The sequence below is a fragment of the Bradyrhizobium sp. USDA 3650 genome, assembly GCF_054057395.1.
On record NZ_JBSRZG010000001.1, the window covers coordinates 5,816,622 to 5,838,157 of the forward strand.

At 58.8% G+C, this 21,536-nt stretch carries 15 protein-coding genes; 6 read left to right on the forward strand and 9 right to left on the reverse strand.

The window, feature by feature from the left end; genetic code table 11:
* Positions 1–48 precede the first annotated feature (48 nt).
* Together ACVIN2_RS27305 and ACVIN2_RS27310 are read left to right on the forward strand one after the other, a co-directional pair.
* Positions 49–1,935, forward strand: coding sequence for a hypothetical protein (locus ACVIN2_RS27305; RefSeq protein ID WP_456767942.1), 1,887 nt, complete (start codon positions 49–51; stop codon positions 1,933–1,935).
* 172 nt (positions 1,936–2,107) lie between these two features.
* On the forward strand, positions 2,108–2,296 hold the full coding sequence (locus ACVIN2_RS27310) for a hypothetical protein (RefSeq protein ID WP_456767943.1): 189 nt from the start codon (positions 2,108–2,110) through the stop codon (positions 2,294–2,296).
* Positions 2,297–2,507: 211 nt separating this feature from the next.
* Here ACVIN2_RS27310 and ACVIN2_RS27315 read toward each other — a convergent pair whose 3' ends face one another.
* From ACVIN2_RS27315 to ACVIN2_RS27345, 7 genes are all read right to left on the reverse strand, one after another.
* The gene (locus ACVIN2_RS27315; RefSeq protein ID WP_456767944.1) at positions 2,508–3,578 is read right to left on the reverse strand and encodes a hypothetical protein; all 1,071 of its coding nucleotides are present in this window, start codon (positions 3,576–3,578) and stop codon (positions 2,508–2,510) included.
* A gap of 34 nt (positions 3,579–3,612) precedes the next feature.
* The gene (locus ACVIN2_RS27320; RefSeq protein ID WP_456767945.1) at positions 3,613–4,461 is read right to left on the reverse strand and encodes a trypsin-like serine protease; all 849 of its coding nucleotides are present in this window, start codon (positions 4,459–4,461) and stop codon (positions 3,613–3,615) included.
* A 145-nt stretch (positions 4,462–4,606) separates the two neighbouring features.
* Complete coding sequence (locus tag ACVIN2_RS27325) at positions 4,607–5,947, reverse strand: transporter substrate-binding protein (protein ID WP_456767946.1); 1,341 nt, start codon at positions 5,945–5,947, stop codon at positions 4,607–4,609.
* A gap of 31 nt (positions 5,948–5,978) precedes the next feature.
* The gene (locus ACVIN2_RS27330; protein ID WP_456767947.1) at positions 5,979–8,768 is read right to left on the reverse strand and encodes a DUF2235 domain-containing protein; all 2,790 of its coding nucleotides are present in this window, start codon (positions 8,766–8,768) and stop codon (positions 5,979–5,981) included.
* 236 nt (positions 8,769–9,004) lie between these two features.
* A complete protein-coding gene (locus tag ACVIN2_RS27335; protein ID WP_456767948.1) occupies positions 9,005–10,222 on the reverse strand; it encodes a hypothetical protein in 1,218 nt (405 codons plus the stop codon).
* 268 nt (positions 10,223–10,490) lie between these two features.
* Positions 10,491–11,567, reverse strand: a complete 1,077-nt coding sequence (locus tag ACVIN2_RS27340; RefSeq protein ID WP_456767949.1) for a hypothetical protein — start codon at positions 11,565–11,567, stop codon at positions 10,491–10,493.
* A 373-nt stretch (positions 11,568–11,940) separates the two neighbouring features.
* Positions 11,941–12,477, reverse strand: a complete 537-nt coding sequence (locus ACVIN2_RS27345; protein WP_456767950.1) for a hypothetical protein — start codon at positions 12,475–12,477, stop codon at positions 11,941–11,943.
* A 1,136-nt stretch (positions 12,478–13,613) separates the two neighbouring features.
* Between ACVIN2_RS27345 and ACVIN2_RS27350 the strand changes: the two genes are divergently transcribed.
* The 4 genes from ACVIN2_RS27350 (at position 13,614) to ACVIN2_RS27365 (ending at position 19,525) form a co-directional block, all read left to right on the forward strand.
* The gene (locus ACVIN2_RS27350) at positions 13,614–14,579 is read left to right on the forward strand and encodes a hypothetical protein (RefSeq protein ID WP_456767951.1); all 966 of its coding nucleotides are present in this window, start codon (positions 13,614–13,616) and stop codon (positions 14,577–14,579) included.
* The gene (locus tag ACVIN2_RS27355; protein WP_456767952.1) at positions 14,576–16,357 is read left to right on the forward strand and encodes a hypothetical protein; all 1,782 of its coding nucleotides are present in this window, start codon (positions 14,576–14,578) and stop codon (positions 16,355–16,357) included. Before ACVIN2_RS27350 ends, ACVIN2_RS27355 begins: the two co-directional genes overlap by 4 nt.
* A gap of 90 nt (positions 16,358–16,447) precedes the next feature.
* The gene (locus tag ACVIN2_RS27360) at positions 16,448–18,631 is read left to right on the forward strand and encodes an NERD domain-containing protein (RefSeq protein ID WP_456767953.1); all 2,184 of its coding nucleotides are present in this window, start codon (positions 16,448–16,450) and stop codon (positions 18,629–18,631) included.
* Positions 18,632–18,715: 84 nt separating this feature from the next.
* On the forward strand, positions 18,716–19,525 hold the full coding sequence (locus ACVIN2_RS27365; protein ID WP_456767954.1) for a hypothetical protein: 810 nt from the start codon (positions 18,716–18,718) through the stop codon (positions 19,523–19,525).
* 235 nt (positions 19,526–19,760) lie between these two features.
* Here ACVIN2_RS27365 and ACVIN2_RS27370 read toward each other — a convergent pair whose 3' ends face one another.
* The gene (locus ACVIN2_RS27370; RefSeq protein WP_456767955.1) at positions 19,761–19,997 is read right to left on the reverse strand and encodes a hypothetical protein; all 237 of its coding nucleotides are present in this window, start codon (positions 19,995–19,997) and stop codon (positions 19,761–19,763) included.
* A 149-nt stretch (positions 19,998–20,146) separates the two neighbouring features.
* The gene (locus ACVIN2_RS27375) at positions 20,147–21,463 is read right to left on the reverse strand and encodes a DUF2130 domain-containing protein (protein ID WP_456767956.1); all 1,317 of its coding nucleotides are present in this window, start codon (positions 21,461–21,463) and stop codon (positions 20,147–20,149) included.
* Positions 21,464–21,536: the final 73 nt, after the last annotated feature.

The following is a 21,536-nucleotide window of genomic DNA, read 5'->3' on the forward strand; positions in this document are numbered from 1 at the left end:
CTTGGGAATCGGCGACAAGCAATCCCTTTCGCGCTCGGGATCGCAATAATGGAAGAAACTCTACTCGACTGTCTGAAACGAATTTTTCCGTCTTCGGCCGCGCCGTATTTCGCCTGGCCCGGTCGAGATGGCGTCATGAAGCCGCCGTACGAGATGCCGCCGTTGATGCCGGCGGACGTATTCGCCGTCGCCGGTCATCTGCTGCAGCATAGCGGCGCCTATCATCATATCGTTCCGGAGATCGTGGGGAGGCCGAAGCGCTCTTCGCGACAGCTTGAGGTGTCGCTCGACTTCATCAGGTCGGCCAGAGAGGTTGCCAAGACGTGGCGCGATTTCACGCCTGGGCCGCATCATGACGACGAGAACGCTTCCGTGTTCGCCTCGTGGATCGAGGGCGAGGGGGCTGCTCTTCTTAAGCTTTACGATGCATGGGACAGCATCTTCGGGGTTCATCCATCTCCGCCCATATTCAAGCAAGTGTCGTCGAAGGATCAGCCTGCCGAATGGTGGGTCGACGCGTTGTTCCTGTTCATAGCCGCGGATGAGGCCGCTCGAAATCTCGGCTTTACGGTTTCTGAGGAGCCGGATCGGCCTTGGCTGATCTCGGCCGCCGACGACGTGTATTTCAACAAGGCGAAGACGCTTGGTTCGCAAGGTCGCGGTGCCACCGTAGTCTTCGACGGCGTCAGCACGATTTCAGCGGCGAACCAAGATGTCGTATCGGTCGTCCCGAAAGCAAGAACGACCCCCGTCGGCTGCACGTTGAGGTCATTGTCCCATCATCTGGCTTTGCTGCCGCCGAGGGGCATCGCACGAGCGGCTTGGACCCCTTATTGGTTTCCGGCGCCGCCCGACGAGCGGCACATGAACCTGCTCCTCGTTCCGTTCCCATTCACGATACCTGCAAACGCTTTCGATCCCATGCAGGGCTACGCCGGAGAGGGAGCCAAACGCTGGGGCTCGTTCGGCATGAAGCAGACTTGGCTTTCGTCGGTGACGAAGGACAAGCTTCTGGAGTTCGTAAAGGCGTTGGTCGTCGAGTCCTGTCGAGAGGTCGATGCGATTCACGGCATCATCTTTCCGGAGCTCGCCTTGAACGAAGAAGTTTGGGAGCACCTTCAGAGCTCTCTACCGAGCACCTTTCCGGAGCTCGAATTCATCGTAGGCGGTGTGTCCGCGGAGAATGGCCGGCACGGAAATTTCGTAAGAGTGGTCGTGTTTCAGCGGGGGCCGGCGACGAGCGGTCCAATCGATCAAACGAGCCGCATCGTCATGTTGTCGACCCGCGAAAAGCATCATCGCTGGACCTTGGATCGCGACGAGATCCTTGCATATGGATTGGAAGGCCGTCTCAGTCCATCTCTCGCCTGGGCTGAAGATATCGACTTGCTCAGTCGCCGCGTCGACTTCTCAGTCATCAGGCAGTCGTCCGTGATCTCGGCCATGATCTGCGAGGATCTTGCGCGAGTCGATCCATGCCAGGAGGTGATCAGGGCAATCGGGCCGAGCATCGTTTTCGCTCTCCTCATGGACGCCCCGCAACTGAAGGCGAGGTGGCCGGCGCGGTACGCGACTATTCTGGCCGAGGACCCGGGATCTGCGGTGCTGACCTTGACTTCCCGCGGACTGATGACCCGTCAACATCGGCTGGGGAAATTCATGTCGTCAGGTGGTGCCGATCGGATCGTCGCTCTCTGGCGCGACGACGAGCAAAACAACCCGATCGAAATCGAATGCCCGATGGACTGCCACGCGGCGCGTCTGACGCTATCAGGCCTTCCGGTCGTCGACCGATCGTTGGATGGCCGGGAGGATCGCAGCGCAGTCGCTTGGAGATATGCCCATCACAGACCGGTGTGCCTAAACGGCATCACAAAGGAATTCTCGGATGTCCTCGGGCCGGATGACCTTGCGCTCCAACCCTCAAATCGGTGAGCATCCGCTCCGTGATGGGGATCACGCAAAGGTTGTGTATATCCTTGATATCAGCAGCAAAGTGACATAGTGACGCGTTACAAATGAGCCCTGTGAAGGCGTTCAGACCGCGTTAATGGGTTGCAAGATAAGATGCCGATGCTTAAATTGTTGATGTTACGAGGATTTTAGAATGATCTTGGTCGCCCGCAAAGTTGTCGAGGAGCTTGCCGAACGAGGCAAGAAGCTCGCAGAATCGCCCGCGATAATCGCGGGAAAAAAGATGCCCGGCTACCATCTGTACGAGCAGGCTCTCTCGGCACAGATCAATTTTCGTGAAATCGAAGAAGTCCCGGCGACGCCGCCGGTCCGCAAAAAGTAACGCGCTTCCCCTGCGATCCTGAAGCTGGGATGGCCGCAATCTAATGTGCGGCAAAGTTGGCTCCGACGAGCCTTTGACGACCTCCCCCCTTTTTACTCCCCGTTCTTTGCAGATGCGCGGTGGCCGTTTTCGGCATCTACGCTTCGCAGCCGTGGCTTGTAGCTGGCTTTGGAAGCCCAAGCGCCGACGGCCCATCGTTCGAATTCGAGGCTTATTTCCCGCTCTTGTCTGCAGAGGCGCTTGCTGCGTCGGCGAACTTTGCTTCCGTCAGTTCGCCCCATGAGCCGAATTTTAGCTGGGCCGTTCGATCCGAAAACATCCGGCGTTCCACGGAGATTGCCCCGATGGCTCCGAACTGCGGTACCACGAAGGTGTTCGCCGCAATTGTGCGTCCCGCCTGATCGCACTTTGGACTGCACACCTCGACATTGGCGCTGCCCGGGATGCGATAGACGACTCCGCTCTGTGGTTGTTTTCCTGCTGTCGTCCTGAAACGCGTAGTGCGGATTTCGATTGAGTTCTGATTGAGGGCGTCCGACGCGGCTCCTCCCTCCAGGAGGAGCGGCGAGAGAAGGACTTCGCCGCTCAAAATGCACGTTTTGTCGGGGAGCTCTTTAAAGCCGGCGGGGCAATCTCCCGGATCGAAACGGAAGGTCTTACGGACCGACAGACCTGGGGCTTTACTGTTGGCGTCCTTAGCTTCGGTCGCCTGAATGAGGCGGGTGCCGCAAATCGCCTTGCGTTGGCCGGCCGCATCGGCACCTTCTCCGGCTGAAGTCTTGTTGGTCAGGGGAGTCGACGCGACGTTGGTGAGAAACTTCTCGAACTTTTCCTGGTTCGGAATTTGCCCGGAGCTCATAGCGTTGAAACTCGCGAGCATTCCGTTCGACAAGGCGATGTCCAAGTCCGTGCGCCAGAATGCGCCGTCCATGGTGTCCGATTTTATCGTGTATCCCTGCGTTGGATCGGGTTCGACTTTGGCTGCAAATTCGGTGACTGCGATCTCGCTTTCGATAATGACGTCTTGCGGATCCTTGGGCGAAGGGCCACGTTGCACGACGTCGCATCGCGTTATCTTCCAGGTGAGATCGAGAACGATGGAGGTCTTCGGCAGGAAGTAGATCACGCCGACGGGCGTCTCTGACGACGACAGAGGGACTGCGGAAATCTTCGACGAGCCGTACCATCCGGCGCGGCCTCCCAGCACGAACAGTGCACCCGCCACGCCGACTACGCCAGCGGCCTTCAGCCAATTCATTGTCGAGCCGAGAAATGCGGCCATGCGTTCTCTTATGGTTGTGTCTGGCATTGGAATCCTATCGGCAGAGATCGAGGTTGTTGCTTGTCGTGCTGCAGAGCCATTGGCGAACAACAGGATGCATGAGCGGGACGATTTTCGTGCTGTCTCCCTGCGTCGGAGCGTCCGAAGCACACCTCGCGGCGGTCACGAAAGATGAGTCCGTGACGATCCCCGCAACCAGGTGGGGCTCGTCTTTGTAACCGAAAACTCGCCCGGCAAAGATCGGCGATCCGGAGTCCCCTTTGCAAGCCCAGGAGCCGGGGCTTCCGGATCCGTATGATCGCTGCGTGAACCTTATGGGCACTGCGACCTCGGCCATATTCAACTCGGTTTCTTCGGTCATGGATCGAAGTGCAGTCGCATCGACAATGCGCGACCAGCCGACCCTGAGCGTTCCAGGCATCTTTCCAGGTGATGCCCCGAACCCCGCAAGCGTGATCTCAAGCGATCCGGACTGGACAAACTTGCGCACCTTGGCTGATGGGGGAGAACTCGTGCCCGCCGGTGCGAGTACTCGGACGAGAGCCAAATCTATCTTGCGTGATCCATCTTCGGCCGGCGTCGGTTGGCCGTCCCTCCCGACCACGGGAAGGCTGCAGCTTTCGCCCGGATGCTTGTCGGTGGACGGAGGGTGATCCAGGCAGTCGAACACCCCGTTCGTAAGTGCGAAGACTCTGCCGCGCGTGGCGGTCCATTTGGCGACGCAGTGCTTCGCCGTCAGTACCCATTCACCTCCCACCCGGACGCCTGAGCAGACGCGATCTCCGACTGGCTGTGTCTCGTCTCCTGTGTCGATCAGCACGACGTCAAGGAAGCCTTCTCTGCAGTAGGGTGGCGGGCTCATGGCTCGTTGAAACTCATCCATCCCGGGAATCGCAGGTGTTGTCGGCGTTGCACAGCGCTGAGCCGAACCTCTGGAGTCGGGACCGGCGGCGGCCGCCGCAAGGGTCGGTGCAGCCAGGATGGGAGGGGAATCCGACGACACGTCTGAGTTCGCGGGCAAGTCGGCATTACCGCCGGCGCCGGTGCCCGGTTTGCGTCTGTTCAATCGAGGCCCTTCCTGGCGGAGTGCGAGGCGCTGGCAAGTTCGCGACGGGTGGAGTCAGGGGAGCCGAGGAGGGGGGCGCCACGGGCTGACTTGGAAAGCTGCTGCCTCCAGTGGGCGTCGATCTTTTGCCATCGTTCTCCGACCAGACGAGTTCGAATTTGCCTACGTCGTTCACCCTTACGACACGCGCCTGCTTCGTGATCCGATGATCCGGCAGCATCGCCGAGATGTTGCCGGCGAGCGTCTCGACGGTGATGCCGGGCAGGGCGTCGATGACCTTCGCTGCTTCGACCGTCCTGGCCTTTTCGACCGCTTGCACCCACATCGCGAATGCGGCCGCGTAAGACGCCATGGCATCGTCCACCGAGCTGTTCGGATTGTTGGTGTAGGCGCGCCACCGCCTGAGAAGCTCCGTGTTGGCGCGCGTGGCAACTCCCTGGTAATAGTCGACGATCCCCAATTGCCCCTTAGACGACGTCGGAAGCTGGCTCTCGCGCAGCGTGAGCGAGAGAATCGGAAAGCGGTTCAGGTCGGTCGTTCTGTCTCTCGGATCGCCGGAAATAGCGATGTCGCCCAGGCCTTGCAACGTAGTTAGAACGGCGGTGGGCCCCGTCATCGACCTTCGCGATTGGGCGAAACTCGCGATATCGCTCGCCGCGCGTGCCAGTTCAGGGGTCCTCACATTTCTGGATAGAACGTCCGCATCTTGCACGCCCCGAGCCTTCGTCAGGATGGAACGCATCATCGCGTTCATCGCGCCAGCTTCCGAAGATTCGTTGCCTAGAAGCACCCATAGGCTCGGGCTCACGGACGAATTCATGTAGGTGATGGCGGCCTTCGCAAGCTGTTCCGGAAAGAAGCCAGCGTAGAAGATGGAGCGTTCCTGCGGAAGAGAATCCAGGCTCAGGATGTTTGCGGGATAGAACAGTATCGCGTCACTTCCTTTGAACAACGGAGCCATAGCAAAGAGCGAGGCCCTGCCCCAACCTCCGAAGATGACCGAGACTTTTTCGCTGGTGATGAGCTCGGCTGCACGCAGGTTGAAAACCATCGGCGTCGACTGCGCATCCGGCGCGATTGCCCTCAATTTCTTGCCGAGAACTCCACCTTTTTCGTTTTGCTCTTTGACGAGGAAGAACACAAAGTCCTTCAGGTGAGCCTCGTCCGCGGCGGTTACGCCCGTGATCGAGTGAAGGACACCTATCGGTATCGCCTCGTCCGCGGCCGCCGCACGGAGGCCAAACAGCAGCAAGACGGCCATCAGCAGGGCACGCCGAAGCACGGACGAGGCTCTTTTCGGCATTTGCATCACTCCATCAAACACCACGTCGATACTACGGCTTCGGCGGGATCCGGATTACCGTGACCTTGGCGAAGCCGTTGTTGAGGTCGTGCGCAATGCTTGGCCAGAAGCCCGAAGCGGGCTTGTTGAGATAGACGTAGAGCTCACCATCGCGGGTCGGCACAAAGGGTTCGCTGAGTCTATCGCCGCTCGCCGGCGGCGCATCCGCATCGATGAAATTTTCCTCGTTGCCGGTCGAGCCGTAGCGGAGGATGAAGCTTCCCAGCGGCCGGTCCAACGAACGCTTGAGGAAATATACGAGCGTGCCGAACAACTGTCTGGAGGTGCCCGCAAGATAGTTGCAGCTCACGCGAAGCGGATGAGCTCCGTAACCGAGCCACTCCCATGATTTGGTCGGGCCGCATGAGGCTTCGTCGTAAGAACCCAGGGCAGCCAGCGTTTGCCCGCGAAAATCGGACTTCGTCCAGGCGAAGTGCCATTGCAGTTGCTGCGGGTCGACCGCGGATCCTCCGGGAAGCGATTGAGATTTGCTGACCAGGAGGTGATATCTCGCGTTCTTCTCTACGAAGATGCCCGTGCTGGCGCAAAGCGCCCGCGTGTCGAAGACGATCGATTTGCCCGTGCACTTCGCAGCATCCGCTCCTGCCGTTCGACAAGCTCCTCCGTTTGCGGGGTCGATGGCCGAAGCGTCGATGGTGCAGTTCTTGAAGCTCTTATCGTAGCAGATCTGCTTGATACCTGCCTGGTCGACCGCCGCCAGAGTGTCGCTCGGAAGCGTCGCCGGACAGAACTTCCCGAAACTGTCTTCGACGTTGAACAGGTAGTGGCTTGTCATGGCGACCCCGAGAAGACAAAACACGACCGCAAAGATGATCGGGGCATACCGAAGACGCAGTTCGCGAATAAATGCCTTGTATCGAGGCGCGCTGCGGAGTGCATGGACCCGGTTCGTGGGAACGAGAAGAACGACGAGGGCGACCAAGGCGACCAAGCCCGTCCAAACCGAAAAATTAGCAAGCAGATCGCTCAGCGGCATCCAAACCAACGAAGGCCAAGGAAATGGATTTATCAACAATCCATAGATCGCCGCCACCACCAGGAAAGCGAGGCTCGATATCTCGAGCCAACCGCCTGGTCTCCATTCGTCGGAAATCGGCGGAGACGCCGGCAGATTGTTGGGAATCGTCAAGCTGGTGACGAGACGGGCGCGCATCTGGTCGGTGATCCGCGCGCGGAGGCCCGCGCTGAGCGCCAGCAATATTACGATGAAAAGGGCGGAGACAAGGAACAGGGCGGGATCTCGCGCGTAAGCGTTGACCCATCGCTCGGCTGCGCTTGGAAGGACTGTCGCCACGAGCCGTATCGTGTCGGATAGGAAGCGCAAGCGCGTGGAGAACTCGGAGGTAGCCGGGATCGAATAGGCCAGGGGGTATATGACCAGGAACAAGGAGGCGAATACGGTTAGAAAATAAATTCCGCGTCCGCGCCAGATCGTGCTCCAGATGACCGAGTCCTGCTCCTTGTAGCGAGTGGCAGCGCCGACAGGAGCCTCAGGGAGCCGGTCGGCGGAGCGGATGATCTGATGGTCGCCGGATGTGGCGTCATATGCGACGATCTCGTAGCTTTGCGGCAGTCCCACCGGTGCGTATGAGTGCGCCCCCATGGCGATCCGCCGGAAGACGGTTTCGTGGATTTTTGGCGCGACGATCTTGACGAAATCGCGCTCATCGGTCGCTCCGGAATCGCACAACTGATCGACATCACGTGGACCGTAGCGGTAATAGCCCCCGAGGCCGCTTCGGGAGTCGTAGAGACGCCCGTCCTTATCGCCTTTCGATTGGGCGGCCAAAAAGGCATCCGGGTCGGCACTGGGGGAAGACTTGAACTTCAAGCCGCAGTCCTTCGCCTCCTTCCATATCCAGTAAATCGGAATGTAGGCTAGGGAATCGTCTGGATAGCCGCCGCCCACGTTCGAATGAACGCCGGCGAACCAGATCTGAGTCAGCTTTTCCTGCCTGGTAACGGTCGGTGGGCCGGGGACGACGGGGGGCATATTGGATTCGTCCCACAGCACCGGATGGAAGGTCGTCCTTTGGTCGTCGAGCGAGAGCGCGTGGCAAGCGCGCGCGACTCTCTTGGGATCCAGTCTCTTGTTCGGGAGCTCGAGGGGCCACAGGTACCGGCTGACGCCCCTGGTCATTTCGTCCACAGGAAGACCGTAGGCGGCGACCGTGTCCCACAGCCCCAGGAAGCGGATCTGATCGACCTTGCGGACGTTAGGAAGCTGACCCACGCGCTTTCGTCCGAGAAACGAGTCGCGGATCGCGCGGAATGGCCGTTCTATTCCAGTGCGGGTCTTGAAGTGACGAGCGCGATAGTTTCTGTAGGCCTCCGTGGCCAGTGCGTCGAGTTCGGCTTCGGATTCCGCCTCCACGAGACCCTGATCGAGGATCAAGCCGACCACGACGCGGATGGTGAAGGCACCTCTGCTGAACCCGAACCCATAGATTTCGTCGTCAACGAAGTTTTCGTCGCGCGCATCGGTGTCGACATAAGCACGTGCGTAATCCTGCCCAGTGCGGAAGTTACGGCAGACGAACTTGTAAATATCGATCACGTTGCGCTTCAGGCCGTAGCCGAACGCCCCGCCCAAGATTGCGAGAGGTTTGAAGCTGGAAGTGCCTACGCCGTCGTCATAGAAGGCGACTTGGTCCGAGCCCGTCAGGTCGAGGGACTCGAACGTGCGCCAGACGTTCGTACGCCAGACCTGGGATGCGGAATTGCCGGTGCCATCGGAGAGTACCACGATGCGCTTTGCCATGAGGTCCCCAAAAGAAAATGCGAATTCTCGACGACCCGGCCGCGAGGAAGTTGCTCGCGCTCATCGAAAAGGGAAAGTAGAACTAAGTCGCTGCAATCTATGCGGGTAATATGCGCCGCGTTTTCGGATTGTCAATTCGGTGCGACAACCAAGGCACAGGGTAGAGAGAGGACCTTCCTGCGAAAGAATGCGGCGGGGCATTGCAGAGCGGGACGAGAGGTCGGGACTTTGCGGGATCAATCAGCGGCCTTCTGCGGGGCAGGGTACTCGATCTCGCGGATCACCGAGGTTCTCGCGCCATTACCAAGGAAGAACCCTGCGTCTCTCCTGGCCTTGCGGGCATACTCCAACTGGACCGCCGTCCAGCCTGAGACGTCTAAGTACATGAATTCTTCGGAGGATCCCTTCGTCCCCTTCTTATCGACAGCGATGCCGAGGACAGTTCTACATTCCGGATGTACTGCCTTAGCAACTATGCATCGCGGCCTGAGCTCCTTGAAGCGCTCCGTTCGGTATCTTTGATGACCTCTCCCGCGGTCACCGGGACCGACGACGAGAACGTAGACCAAGTCGGATTGGTGGGGCGACCTTACGAGGCTTCCAACATAGCCATCTTCATCGCGATCCACCCGCTTGGTCATCCAGTTAGCGAGGATCCTGCGAGAGAAGCGCGTTTCTTGTGCCATCACATGAACGAGCCGCTCATAGTCGGCAATCGAATGCTCGTTACCGGTCTCAAGATTCTCTGCCAAGTAATGGCGGTTCAGGTACTCCACAAGTCGATCCCAGAATAGGCTCGCCTTGTTCTCTTTGCGGCTGACCTGAAATTGCGGATCGGCTTCCAGCTTTTCCCAGGCGCCGGCTTCTACTTCATAGCGTTTCTGTCGGGTCGGAAAGGTACGACCGTGCCAGAGATAGTAACCAAGAAGGTCGCTCTCTGACGATGCTCGCTCAAATTTTCCGGCGTCGTAAAGCTCCTCTTTCTTCCGGAGATACTCTATGAAATCTGGAGCTGTTGAAAGCTCGTTAAGAACCAAAGGTAGGGTCGTCTCGTCAAAGACATGAACCCAGCCAAGGGCGCCGGTGATGCGTCCCATCGAAAATGCCTTCCCGTCGTCGACGGTCTTGGGAGACAGTTCTAGCGTAGGGCGGCCCGTCGCTTTTCGACAACAATCAGCCGCACCAAGCGCGATGCAAACCCGATGTACGCGAAGCCGATCCGAAGGCGGCAGCGGAATAGGAAGACGCTCCGTCTCTTTTGCATCTAGAAATACGCGTTCGGGCTGTCTGATGATCCACTTTTCGGCTTGAGTGATCTGCCGTGCCGATTCGGCGATGGAGTGACTGAACCAGCGTCTCCAGTTTAGCGCCCCATCTTCCTTGTTTGGATACGTCCATGACTTGTCGGAGAACAGGACTACGTCGTCGCCGAACACGACGAGTAGATCGGTCAATTCCTTTGCTTCCTTGCGGAAGACGTTTGGGTAGCTCCAAAGAGACAGAAACGATCGCTCGCACAATGCGGCGAGGAGCTTCTCCGAAGGAGTAAGGCCTCGTCCCTTTTGAAATCTCATGCGAGGACAACCATTAGGGAATGCAGGAGGTACTTGGATGCGTGGCTTCAGATCGCCGCTGGCCGAGGGCACCTGCGGCGGCGCGCGGCCGTGCAGCTTGATTGTAGACGTCGCAGGTATTGGACTGATTGCCGTACGGAGTTGGAGATTATGACTCGTTCAGCGTTGCGCGTTGTTCCTCTGTCATGTTGGGTAATAGGACCGTGGGATCGAATTCGAACGAAACAGTCCCATTTTGGTGACCGAACGCGAAGGGGCGCAGGCCAGTCCAAAACAGAGCCAATGCCCTGTCAGCAGTGCAAAGCATTGCTCTCTGTTCGGGAAAAACCGCAAAAAGTTGGACCAGCATCTCAAGTGAGCGTAGATCGGCGAGAACGTTGTAAGCATCGTCTCGGGAATAGTTTCGGCTGAATTTACATAGCTTCCGGGCAGGACTCTTGCCTTGAGGCATCAGGACCGTGCTAAGCGCGGCCAGGACCGTCAGCGAACCAGGCCGAAGTCCTCGGCTTCTTGCTGCCGAGATGATCTCGCTCCACACCTTAGAAATCGAACGTTTCGCAATCGGTGCTGACAGAACAGGCGCAACTTCGATCAGAAAGTCTTGCTTCTGTTCGAGGTTGACGGTCGCCTCCGCGAGCAAACCCAAAGCACCTTTCAGGCCCGCCTCGGTCGCTGAGATCAATATTGCTTTTGGTAGCGCAGACCGGAGTTTGGTTACAGCTGCGGTCAACTGAGATCTCGCCTCCATTTCCGTCGGCATGCGTCGCATGTTGCCTTCCATCACGAACAACATGGGATTAATGCGCACGGTACTGTCGGCAAATAGGTCCAGGAAGTCTGGTTGAACAACTGATCGAGGCTTCTTCGACGCAAAACGACCTTCGATCTGTGCGAAGATGCATCGGTCAGGGAAGACGATGGTATCGGCATGGACGGCCAAAGATGATGGTAGCCAGCCTCCTTTGACGAGACCGATAGCGGACGCCGCGAAGTGGCTTTGGAGAGTCATACTGAAATTGGCACGCCCGGCCTCATCGGCTTCGGTTAACGCCGGCAAGACCTTCGGCATGCCGCGACCCTTCAGTTTGATAGTGACAGGTTGAGTGGCCTTCAAAGGCGTGAGGTCTTTGAAACCAAGCGGTTCAAATTCGGCATCATCGAACTCGATAGTGCGGCCGGTCGGTAGGCCGCGTTCATCTTGCTCAACGTACTTTAGCGGTGGCACGAAAGCAGTCTCTTGGAGCTGCGATTGGACCTAGCCGTTGTGGAATGGTGCACGCCAAGTTGCAAGGACAATCCGCGGCCAACTAAAGCCCCTGACGCCGAGCATCGTGGATTTCGTTGACCCGCCCGGGCGATCGGTACGCCGGACCCAGTGAAGACCCTAGGGTACCGCTGCCGGCGCCGATGTTAGCCTGCCGTGAATAAGGTTCGCGGACGCAGGAGAGCAGATGTCCAGTGGGGGTGGAGGCGGTGGTGGAGGCGACAAATCACCCCGTAAGCCAGCGCGGCCCGTCAAACCAAAGGGCGCAGGTGGTGGAGGCGGTGGGGGAAGTCAGCCGGATCCATGCAACATCGTGGAACGAACCAAAGTCAACTCACCTGTCCGGGCAGTTGCGGTGACGGTTCCACGAGGCAGTCTTGAGACCTATACCGGGCATCTCGGTTAGAGCGCTGCGCAGAGGGGCATCGTCCAAGGCATCCTCGTCGAGATGCTCAATCGCCTTGAGACAGGTCGCCAGGTACGCCGCCTTTTGTCTCGGGAAGCGATAATGAATGCTTTTCCCGGAGACCTCGAAGGGTTCGGCAAGATGCATTTCGATCTCATGAGCGGGAGGGGTGCCGATGAGCAGACCTCGATCGCGAAGACGAGCGAAGGCTGCGAGACCCAGCTCGGCCGGCATGCCGTATCCGCCTAAAAGACAAGCGGCCGTCTCTTCCGCGAGCGAATTGCCGAGGCGCAGATCTCCGTAGTGGCCGTGAAGGTCCGCCTGCCAAGCCTGCCCGCACCAGTAGGCAGCGGTGAACAACTCGTCGAAATGTCCCCAGGGAATGCCAGATCTGAGCATCGCGGTAGATGGCGGCATTCGGCGCCCATAGGTCTGTCCCTCGTGGATCGTATACATCGTCTGCATGGGCGGGCCCGCGAGAGTTTCCTAATTGCCAGTTATGTATGAATATGCATTATGCATCGGATGGCAGCAAGCAGGAAGCGCTCTCGAGTCTCCCTTCAGATAGAGGAGTTCCTTGATAAGAGCGGTTGGACGCAGGATCGTCTGGCCGTTGAGATCGGGATCACTCAGGGACACCTGTCCAAGGTGAAGAGGGGCCTAGTACCCGGGAGCGCGAAGATTGCAAGTAGAGTCGAACATCTGGCCATCGGGTCTTTGCGACGGCCGGTTGACCCTTGGCTGGAGCAGATTATGAGGGTCGCCAACCGGTCGAAAGACGCAAAAATTGCGATCGAGGCGATCGCCAGGATTGCTCAAAAGGTGCGGTGAGGACGAGCTAGGCTGAAAAAGGACCGTCGCCGTGCTTCGTCGGATGGCCGGTCTGGCTTTCCGTGTGTGAGGCGCGCGCGAGCGTCCATCCGCCGCCGATGGTTGGCATTCCAGTCGGGCAAGCCGGGCGAATGCCAGGCGGTCCGACCTCTACACACGTGCACGATTAATCCGTAGGACCTTGTCACCGAGCCCGGTGCTTTCCTTTTGCCTAGGAGGCCCCCTAGTTACGGGGCCGTTTGGCAGGAGGATAATAGAGTCGCCCGCGTCTGGCCTTTGACGCGCGCCGAGGCATGACGAAGATGTGAAGCAAAATATTCATATTAGTGAAGGGCAGCGTCTATCACGCCGGCCCGGGTCTGGCCCGTTCATCTACGATAGACATAGTGCTGTGGGCAAGCAAATGGCTGGATGCGTCCGTTGTCACAATCAACGAGCCCACGGCCTTCAGGTCCTCCAGCCGCCGCCGGCCGATCATGGAGTCGGGGACAGTCGCTACCGCCTGCGCGACATAGCCCAGGAAAAGATGGTAGGGGGCTGCCTCGATGGCCTGAACTGATTGCGCGTGCCCGATCGACGAGGCTAAGGGAGTAGGAAGCGTGAGACGGCAGCAACCGCTACGTGGATGCCTCCCATGGCTGACGGCCAATCTTCTTGCACGGTAGCTGCACTATGGATGGAGTCCTTCGGCGCTGCCGCTCCGCTTCCTACATCGTATGATGGCGTTTGGCGGGGTGCCGAGTGGACTGAAGTAGAACAGGGGCGTTTCGATGTCATCCGATCCTGATCAGAGCAGTTTCGATAAAGCGCTTATCCTTGCGAAGCGAACCTACTATGGCAGGCCGCGCAGTCTTCTTTATGTCGCCGTGTTGATAGTCGCGGTAGGCGCAGGACTGCTGTGGCACTTCGGCGGCTCGATCGGAGATAGCCTTGCTCCCAATCTCCTGGCCGATGCGATCATGCTCGCCGTCGGTTACATCGTTTTCGAACGATTGATCGAGGCTGAAGCCGATCGCAAAAATATCAACGACGATCGCGTCGTATTCAATGCGGTGCAATCGGCCTACAGGAAAGCATTCTACCTCTGGGCCGGCCTGGTGGCCCTCGGCTATGGTCGTGATCGCATCGAAAAGGCGAACTTCGGCCCATTCTCAAGCGAGGCCCGCGAGGCGATTGAGAAGCTGGGAAAAGCGCTTGGAAGCGACCCCGATCGCGTACCGATCATGGAAAATATTTCGTCCAAAGCCAAAGAGCTGGAAACGGAGATCGATCGGCAGTTGATATCCTTCGGTCAATTGATGGATCCGTACCTCAGACGGCAGTTGGTCGCATTGAAGGAGTCCAAATTCCTCGCTCATTGCTCATATCTCGCGAGCACCTATGCCAGAGATTCGTCGGTTCTATGGACCATCGGGGGCAACATTCTCTGGGACGCTAAGCAGCACAAGGAGCTTATCGAAAGCCTCTTTCCCGGCAGAAGTATGGATCCAGACGTCGAGCTCGGGCGCGAAAACGAAAGCATCGAGACGATCATGACGGGGCTTCACCGTTATCTTAGTAAGTTGTCGATCAAGGTTGCGAGAGAGCAGCAGGTCTGGCGTCTGCCCTATGACCTGAAAGGAGGCGAGTTGGTTTCGGGGCTGGTCGGGTTGCGAGGGATTCCGGGACAGAATCCGAAGGCTCAAGGCGGCGATTTGAATCGAACCTCTAGCGCGGTCGAGGCAGAAAGTCCTTGATCATCAAACCTGGATCGGGATCATTGCTTGGCGGAGGCGCCAACGGCGGCAACGTAGCGGAAGTTGGCGTTTTTGTTCCCGTCGGCGAAGTGTTTCCCGGCGTGGCTGCGGATGAGCGTTCGCTGATCGAGGTGCTCGCTACGCTCAGTCGCGATGACACGCTGTTTCATTGCGCGCGCCTCAACATCATCGTTTCGGGACCTGGCGATTTCGAGGTGAAACCCCGTCAGGAGCAGGCGATCAGCTTCGCCTGCAACTCGGATCAGCTTGCGCGTATCAATGCTTTTGCGAGACGCCGGGGCGGCGGTCTTCCCGTAGTGTTCTTTACTGGCCAACTGCGCGAGCTTATGCGCTGGGCGTCCCGCTACTGCAAGAATCGCCCCGACGATGGCACGAGTTTCGAAGATCCGGCGCTACGAAGCCAGTTCGTGAAGGCGGCACTGATCGCCAGCGACATATGGGCTCGACGAGTGTTCTCCGACAAGCTCGCGCCCAATGACGACATCGAGGCGGTGAGGCGTCGTGCGCTTGGAGCGTTCCGGAAGGGGGCCGACGAATCGAACCTTGCTCTTCACATCGGCATCGCGATCGGAAGAGGGCTTGCCTTGTTTACCGAATACATGCCCAGGCACTTTCCCGAATTCGGTGATGAGTTCGAGAAAGCGACAGGGCTGACCCTTCGACAGTATCTCGGCTGCGCTACGACCATGGCGCTCTACGCCTTGCAACACAGGAAGGAAGGCCCGCTCTTCGATCGGAATACCGTTGCGGCGGCCACTCCAGTCGCTGATCTGTATCCGCGCTTCTTCGATCTGGTTTCTCAGTCTCCCGAGCAATTGGCACGGTCATTCTGGACGAACTTCGATACTCTGGACTACCGCGGGTTGCGTGAGCGTCCGGTGATGACCACTGCCGATGGCCGCGGGATAATCCTCGATCCTGCGTTCTTCATCGAGCGAGTATCGATCGGGGCTGTTTTCAATGTCGCGGCGCGTGTCCGGACCAAGGTCTTCGCAAAATTCGGCGAAGTTTTTGAAGACTATGCCATCGACATTCTTCGACGCATGTACCCTCATGTCGCTGGTCTTGTGGATCGCGTGGCCTTTCGTCTCTGTGGACAGGACGGGCAACGAAGAGAGTTCGAGATCGATGCGGCCGTGTTCGAGGTCCGAGAGGCCGCGATCATCGAGATGAAGGCCGCATTTCTTGCCGAGAAAGCGCTCGCCCACGAGGATCCCGAGGCCCTCATCGTGGAAATCCGTTCCAAATACGGAGCATCGCAAAAACCGGGAGAGCGCGACAAAGGCGTTGCGCAGTTGGCGAGGAGCATCGGAGCGATCGCTCGTGGCGAATGGCTCGGCGCAGACGGACAATTCAGAGATATGGATGTGCTGCATCCGGTGCTCGTCGTTCACGATAGTCGTCTTGACGCGCCCGGCCTCGGGAATTTTCTGGAAGCCGATTTTCGTCGGTTGTTGGGGGCTGTCCCGGCGGGGAGGCGGGTCGGGCCATTGACGATCGTCACGATTGCGGACCTCGAGAGTCTCGAGAAATCGATCGAAGGGTTCGGCTTTATGCAGCTACTCCGCGACTACGACCGCGAATGTCCAGACCGGATGCGATCGTTGCATAATTATCTGGCCTATTCCGAATACGGGAAGAAGATTCTTCCAAGTGAGTTTCTGATCGATCGCTCGGTGGAAGTCTTGGATCTTTTGCAGGCCGAATTATTTCCGGATGCGACCATGCCGGACAGGAATTGGCATAAGAAGACATGATTGAGATGTCCCGAGTCGTTGCATTCTAATGCTGGGGACCAGGAGCATGGCGCGTCAGATTCATGAGGTTGCAGAAAGGTGGAAAAGAAGATGAAGGGGACTGAGAAGCCTCTGAAGCAAGAACCGCGATTGAAGGAGAAAATCGTAAACGATGCACTCAAAACGTTTGGCTGGGAAAAGCTGAAGAAGCACTTGCTGACCCTGGACATGGACGAGGATGTCGTATCCGAGCTCCTGCAGCTTATCCGGCACAGCACCGATTTCCTGCTGAAAAGACCCGATGAAGCTCGCGAAGATGCTCGTGCAGCGTTTACGGAGGCTCTCGGAAACTACATCGCCGAGCGCGCAGGATCAGATGCCGGCGCCCAACTCGCAGACCTGATAGCGACGCTGGAGCGGATCGAGTCTGGCTACCGGGAGATATTGCGGACACAGGAGGCCACGGTTGCGGCCAAGCTGCTGCCGGAGACGCAGGCCTCTGCCGCGCTTGCGCGAGCGAGCTATTCGTACCACGAACTGATGGAGGCCTTCCGCACTTCGGCGAAGCGCCGCAAAGAGCTGACGCTGCAGTCCTTTCGCATCAAGCATCCGGACGGATCATCCTACTCACCGGACGGGGTCCTCGCGGCGATCGTTCAAGTGACCACGATGACGCTCATGCTCCTCGCTCATCGCTACGGCTGGTTCGACGCGCAGAAGTTCCTGGTGCTTCCGCGATTGACCGACGTGACCGACGACGAAATTTACAAGTCCGGGCTGACTGAACTGCTTGCCTCTTCTTGGCGTCAATGGGAACGGATGGATCAGCGCTGTCGCTATTTCGACGGCGAGATCAAGGTCTTCTTCTCCAACGATCTGCCGTCATGGGCGCCTGAAGGCGCCGAGACCGCCATCGAGTATGATCATGTCACTTGGGGCGAGTCCTTCGACTACTTCGCCAATGAACGGCTCAACGATCGCCTGATTCAGACGTTTCAAGAAATGTCGCTTCAAACGAACATGCACGGAAAAGCGTCGGGAATCGGATCGCCCCTCGCGCTTCCTCCCGCAGCGTTCGTTTCTCCGCAGGAAGCGCATTCCGGAGTGTCCCTGTCCGAAATCCTCGGCTACGCGATCGTGGATGACCAGGAAAAACCAGGCGGGCTGCGGCTTTTGGAATGGATCCGGGGCTACGCCGTACTCCAATGTCTGGCGGAAGGACGGTACTCTCAGGAAGGCAAGAGCGGCATCAATTTCGTCCTCTCCCGAGAGGAGCTTGTCTCGCGCCTCGAGAGTTTGGGTTTGAAGGACGGCGCGGCGGAAACGTTCGTGGACCGAGCGTCCCTCAGCAAGTCGAGCCGTGACCTCTTCGACCAACCGCTGATACGCCTGGAAGACGGGTCTCTCCTGATGTTCGGGCCGGGCATATTGATTTCCGATCCCGCGCGATTGACGCTGTCCGCGATCGGAAGGAGCGGCGAGCAACTCGGGCGCAAGGGAAAGGCCTTCGAAGCCGAAATGCTCGGCTTTTTCGAGAAGCTGGGGTACGACGCCAAGTGGTTGAAGTTCAAGATCGGCAACGAAGAGTTCGAATACGACGTGATCGTACCTTGGGGCGACTACGTCTTCATCCTCGAGTGCAAGAACAAGTCGCTGTCTGGACACAATCCGACGGCGGCGTACAACTTGACGCTCGAAATGGGATCTGCGATCAAGCAGGTCGCCCGCCTGGCCGAGGCTATGGCCATCCATCGGGATGTCGTCCTCGAACGAACCGGAATAGACGTCGCCGATAAGAAGATCGTCCCGTGCGTCGTCAATTCCTTGCCGTATGCGATGACGGGAGATGTCGGGGGCGTCTATGTTACCGATGCGTCCGGCGTGAAGCGATTCTTTCAGGAACGCAATTTCCACATCGTGCGTCCTCACCATCTGAAGAACAATTCCGCTATCTTGCATCGCACTGCGATGAAGAGCCTCTGGGCGGGCGATAAGCCGACGCCGGCCGACTTCTTGACCTATCTGGAGGATCCTCTCGCCTTGCAGCTTGCCAAGGGGCACGCCAAGAAGACCGCTCACGTCTTCGGCCTGGGCGAGCGAAGCGTCGTTTCGGTGACGGACCTCGGCCACGACGAGATGACGACCGCGAGCATCGCGGAACTGTTCTCTGTGGATGCGAAATGGGTGCGGCGGGAAGCGAAGGCAGTTACGGACGCCGTACGGCATGCGGAGAAGAAGCACGAGGAGCGCGCCGTCCGGCGGGCCGATCGGGCCTGGCGAAGCCGGCGCAAGTAGCGACGGAGACGCTTGATTACTGAGGCCGTCCCTGAAATATATTAGCAGAATCAATCAATCTCGACCTTTGGTGAGTGCGCATCGATGGAATGCGAGCAGCCTCTTTCCGGAAATGTTCTGCGCCAGGGGGACATTATTGCCGCACATCCTGGAACCGAAAACTGGCGCAATCCCTGGCGCCGGTTTGGCGTGATCCTGACGGCCGATTGCGATTTAGAGCAGCAAAAAGGCGGTGCAAACCTCGTCTACATCCCGGTGATCGGTCTGAAGACTTATCTTGCGGATGTCTGGCTTCCCAACCATGCTACCGCGCTCTATGAGACGGCCACGCGCCAAGCCGAAAAGGCTCTCGATGAGTTCAACGATCATCATGTGACGCCGAGGCACCTGCTCAGACAATCCATCGAGGAAATTGCGAAGCAACTCGGCATGGCGACGGTCGACCGCGTGGACGATACAGGAACTGCGGGGACGCAGGATAATTCGAGGTCGGAGGAGCAGGCCAAAGCGCGCGAGAAGGCCAGGAAAAAGCAATTCGAACGCGTCAAGAAACTGCAGGAAGCGCTAACCGTCCTGAACGAACTCAGGACGTCGAAAACACCCAGTGCCGTCGCTGATCTCGATGCAATGTTGGGCCAGTTGTTTCCGCAACACGAGTTCGTATCTGGCGGCGGGAAATCGGGTCCAGGCGTTCGGCGGGAGCTTCTCAAATCGGGGTTGACGGACCTTATTCAGGACAGCCGCGTCGACACATGGCCCATCTCGGACCTGGTGGCTATGGATCCGGAGATGCGCGCCGACGAAGCTTTCGGGTTCGTCGTGGACCTCCGACGATTTTCCGTTCTTGAGACTGCGAAGATACAAACGAACCGAGCCAAGTTACCCGCGACATAGATGACATCGGTGTCGGGGAAGCGATCCCGAAGCCAGGCCACGCCGCGCTCGGCACGCGTAATCAGATCACCGGCAACGATGACGACGTCGTATTTCGGCCGTTCCTGGGGAAGATCCCAGACCGACATCTCCAAATGGGTGTCGGAAAACAACCAAGCGATCACGCGTACTCCGTGGCGATCATGAGGTCCGCCCGTCCGAAATCGTCGGACGGGCGGCTGGTTAGGTGGGCGGTCTAGACCGTGCGCCGCGGCCCCTGGAACGCGCGGGTGATGACGAAGGAGCGGCCCGACGGGGTCGCCGTGCTGCCGTGAGACCAGCCGAAGGTCTTGGGGCCGTGCAGGGGAGCGCCCCTGAACTGCTGGCTCCTCATCGACACCGGCCGAGCCGGATCGAAGCCGCGGCTGCTGAAGTCGTGTTCGCGATTGCCGGCCATCGCCAGCTCCTTTCCTTGATCCCATCCTGCGATCATACGTATCACGGGTGTCTTGATATGTCAATATTCAAATATCTAGATATCTATAGACCAGAGCGTTTTTTGCGATCTGCACAATTGGACCGGGCGGCTCTATGTCGGTGCTGCTCCAGCCATGCGTGCCGGAAGATCGCTGGGCGGTGGTCTTACGGGGCGTCGACGTCGATACGCTCAGGGGACTGTATCAGGAGCGTGTCCAGGCTCGAGATTTCCGGCATGGCCTTGCCCGCGATCGCCTGCAGGTCGCCGACCATGCCCACCGTGGACTCGATGACGGCGAGGATCTGCATGTCGCGCTTCGCCCACTGCCGTGTCATGAACCTCCGCTCCTTGTCGAGATCGTCGCGCATGTCGTTGAACTTCTCGATCACTGCTTCGATACGCTGCCGGAACTTGGTGCCGGTAAGATAGCGGTAGGCCAACTCCGTCTTGGTCTGCTGCCCCTGCTGGGCCGTCCTCGATCCCTCGACCTCCACCAAGGTCTGCCTGAGCGCGACGGCCAACACGACGGCACAGCGGGGGTGGGAGATCCAGACGCCATCGATGAGATCGAAGTGATCGACATTCTTGGGCAGCGCGTGGGAGACGATGATTGCGATATCGGCTCCGCAGCGCCGCTGGTCGTCTCGGAGCTTTGCGAGCCATGCATCGCTCCATGCCTTCGTGCGCTTCGTCTCCCAAAGGATGGTGCCGGCGTTCCGGCCGACGTTAGCGTTCACCCGCTGGGTCACGTCGACACCGACTTCTCCCTTGCCCACCGGATCGACGACATCCGTGGGAAAGCGGGCACGGAGCACGTCCTCGAGCTCCAGCTCGAACGCCTCGCCTTGTCCCTGTTGTGATCCTTGTTCGGCCTTGCGCTTCAACTCCTCGATGGTGCGAGCCATGGACTCGATCGTCTGATCCCGCTCCAAGACCCGGAGGCGGGCGGACGCGTCGGCCTCCTGGTGCGCCTTGAGCCTGATCTCCGGCAAGGACGCCTGAAGCCGCCTCTCGACGGTAAGGTCGAGTTCGCGCTTCTCCTCGTCCAGTTCGCGATGTTTGCGCAGCAGCTCCGCCTGCGTCCGTTGGGCCTCCGCCAGCTTGGCGTTGTTGGCCTCGATCGTCTTACGTAGCTCGACGGTCTCGGCCTCCTTGGCCGCGATCTCCGCTGCGGCCAATTCGCGCGCCTTCTTGCCTTCCGCCAGTACGATGCGACCACGCTCTTCGCCGATCTTGCGGGAGATCTCGGTCTCCATCAGTTCCCGCTGCTGGGCGAGCTGGTCGCGCTCATGGCGGAGTTCGTCCGTCCTCCGCGTGACTTCCGCATCCTTCGCAGCGAGCTGCTCATGGAAATGTCGGCGGCTCTGTTCGATCAGAGGGCCGGCGAGGGATTCGGTCAGCTTGATCTGATGATTGCAGTTCGGACAGTGGAGAATCGGTTCCGCTCCGCCCACCGAGGGCGGGCTGGCCTTGAAGTTCATTGAGTTCTCCATTTCAGCCGCATTCGGGCGGCGGGGAGGAAATTTCATTCATGAGCTCGGTGCTGAGGTGCAA

What these genes read in the sequence shown, in the direction of transcription:
- ACVIN2_RS27305 (WP_456767942.1), top strand. Translation starts at nt 49, where the DNA reads ATGGAAGAAACTCTACTCGACTGTCTGAAACGAATTTTTCCGTCTTCG.
- ACVIN2_RS27310 (WP_456767943.1), top strand. Translation starts at nt 2,108, where the DNA reads ATGATCTTGGTCGCCCGCAAAGTTGTCGAGGAGCTTGCCGAACGAGGC.
- ACVIN2_RS27315 (WP_456767944.1), bottom strand. Translation starts at nt 3,578, where the DNA reads ATGGCCGCATTTCTCGGCTCGACAATGAATTGGCTGAAGGCCGCTGGC.
- ACVIN2_RS27320 (WP_456767945.1), bottom strand. Translation starts at nt 4,461, where the DNA reads ATGGATGAGTTTCAACGAGCCATGAGCCCGCCACCCTACTGCAGAGAA.
- ACVIN2_RS27325 (WP_456767946.1), bottom strand. Translation starts at nt 5,947, where the DNA reads ATGCCGAAAAGAGCCTCGTCCGTGCTTCGGCGTGCCCTGCTGATGGCC.
- ACVIN2_RS27330 (WP_456767947.1), bottom strand. Translation starts at nt 8,768, where the DNA reads ATGGCAAAGCGCATCGTGGTACTCTCCGATGGCACCGGCAATTCCGCA.
- ACVIN2_RS27345 (WP_456767950.1), bottom strand. Translation starts at nt 12,477, where the DNA reads ATGCAGACGATGTATACGATCCACGAGGGACAGACCTATGGGCGCCGA.
- ACVIN2_RS27350 (WP_456767951.1), top strand. Translation starts at nt 13,614, where the DNA reads ATGTCATCCGATCCTGATCAGAGCAGTTTCGATAAAGCGCTTATCCTT.
- ACVIN2_RS27360 (WP_456767953.1), top strand. Translation starts at nt 16,448, where the DNA reads ATGAAGGGGACTGAGAAGCCTCTGAAGCAAGAACCGCGATTGAAGGAG.
- ACVIN2_RS27365 (WP_456767954.1), top strand. Translation starts at nt 18,716, where the DNA reads ATGGAATGCGAGCAGCCTCTTTCCGGAAATGTTCTGCGCCAGGGGGAC.
- ACVIN2_RS27370 (WP_456767955.1), bottom strand. Translation starts at nt 19,997, where the DNA reads ATGATCGCAGGATGGGATCAAGGAAAGGAGCTGGCGATGGCCGGCAAT.
- ACVIN2_RS27375 (WP_456767956.1), bottom strand. Translation starts at nt 21,463, where the DNA reads ATGAACTTCAAGGCCAGCCCGCCCTCGGTGGGCGGAGCGGAACCGATT.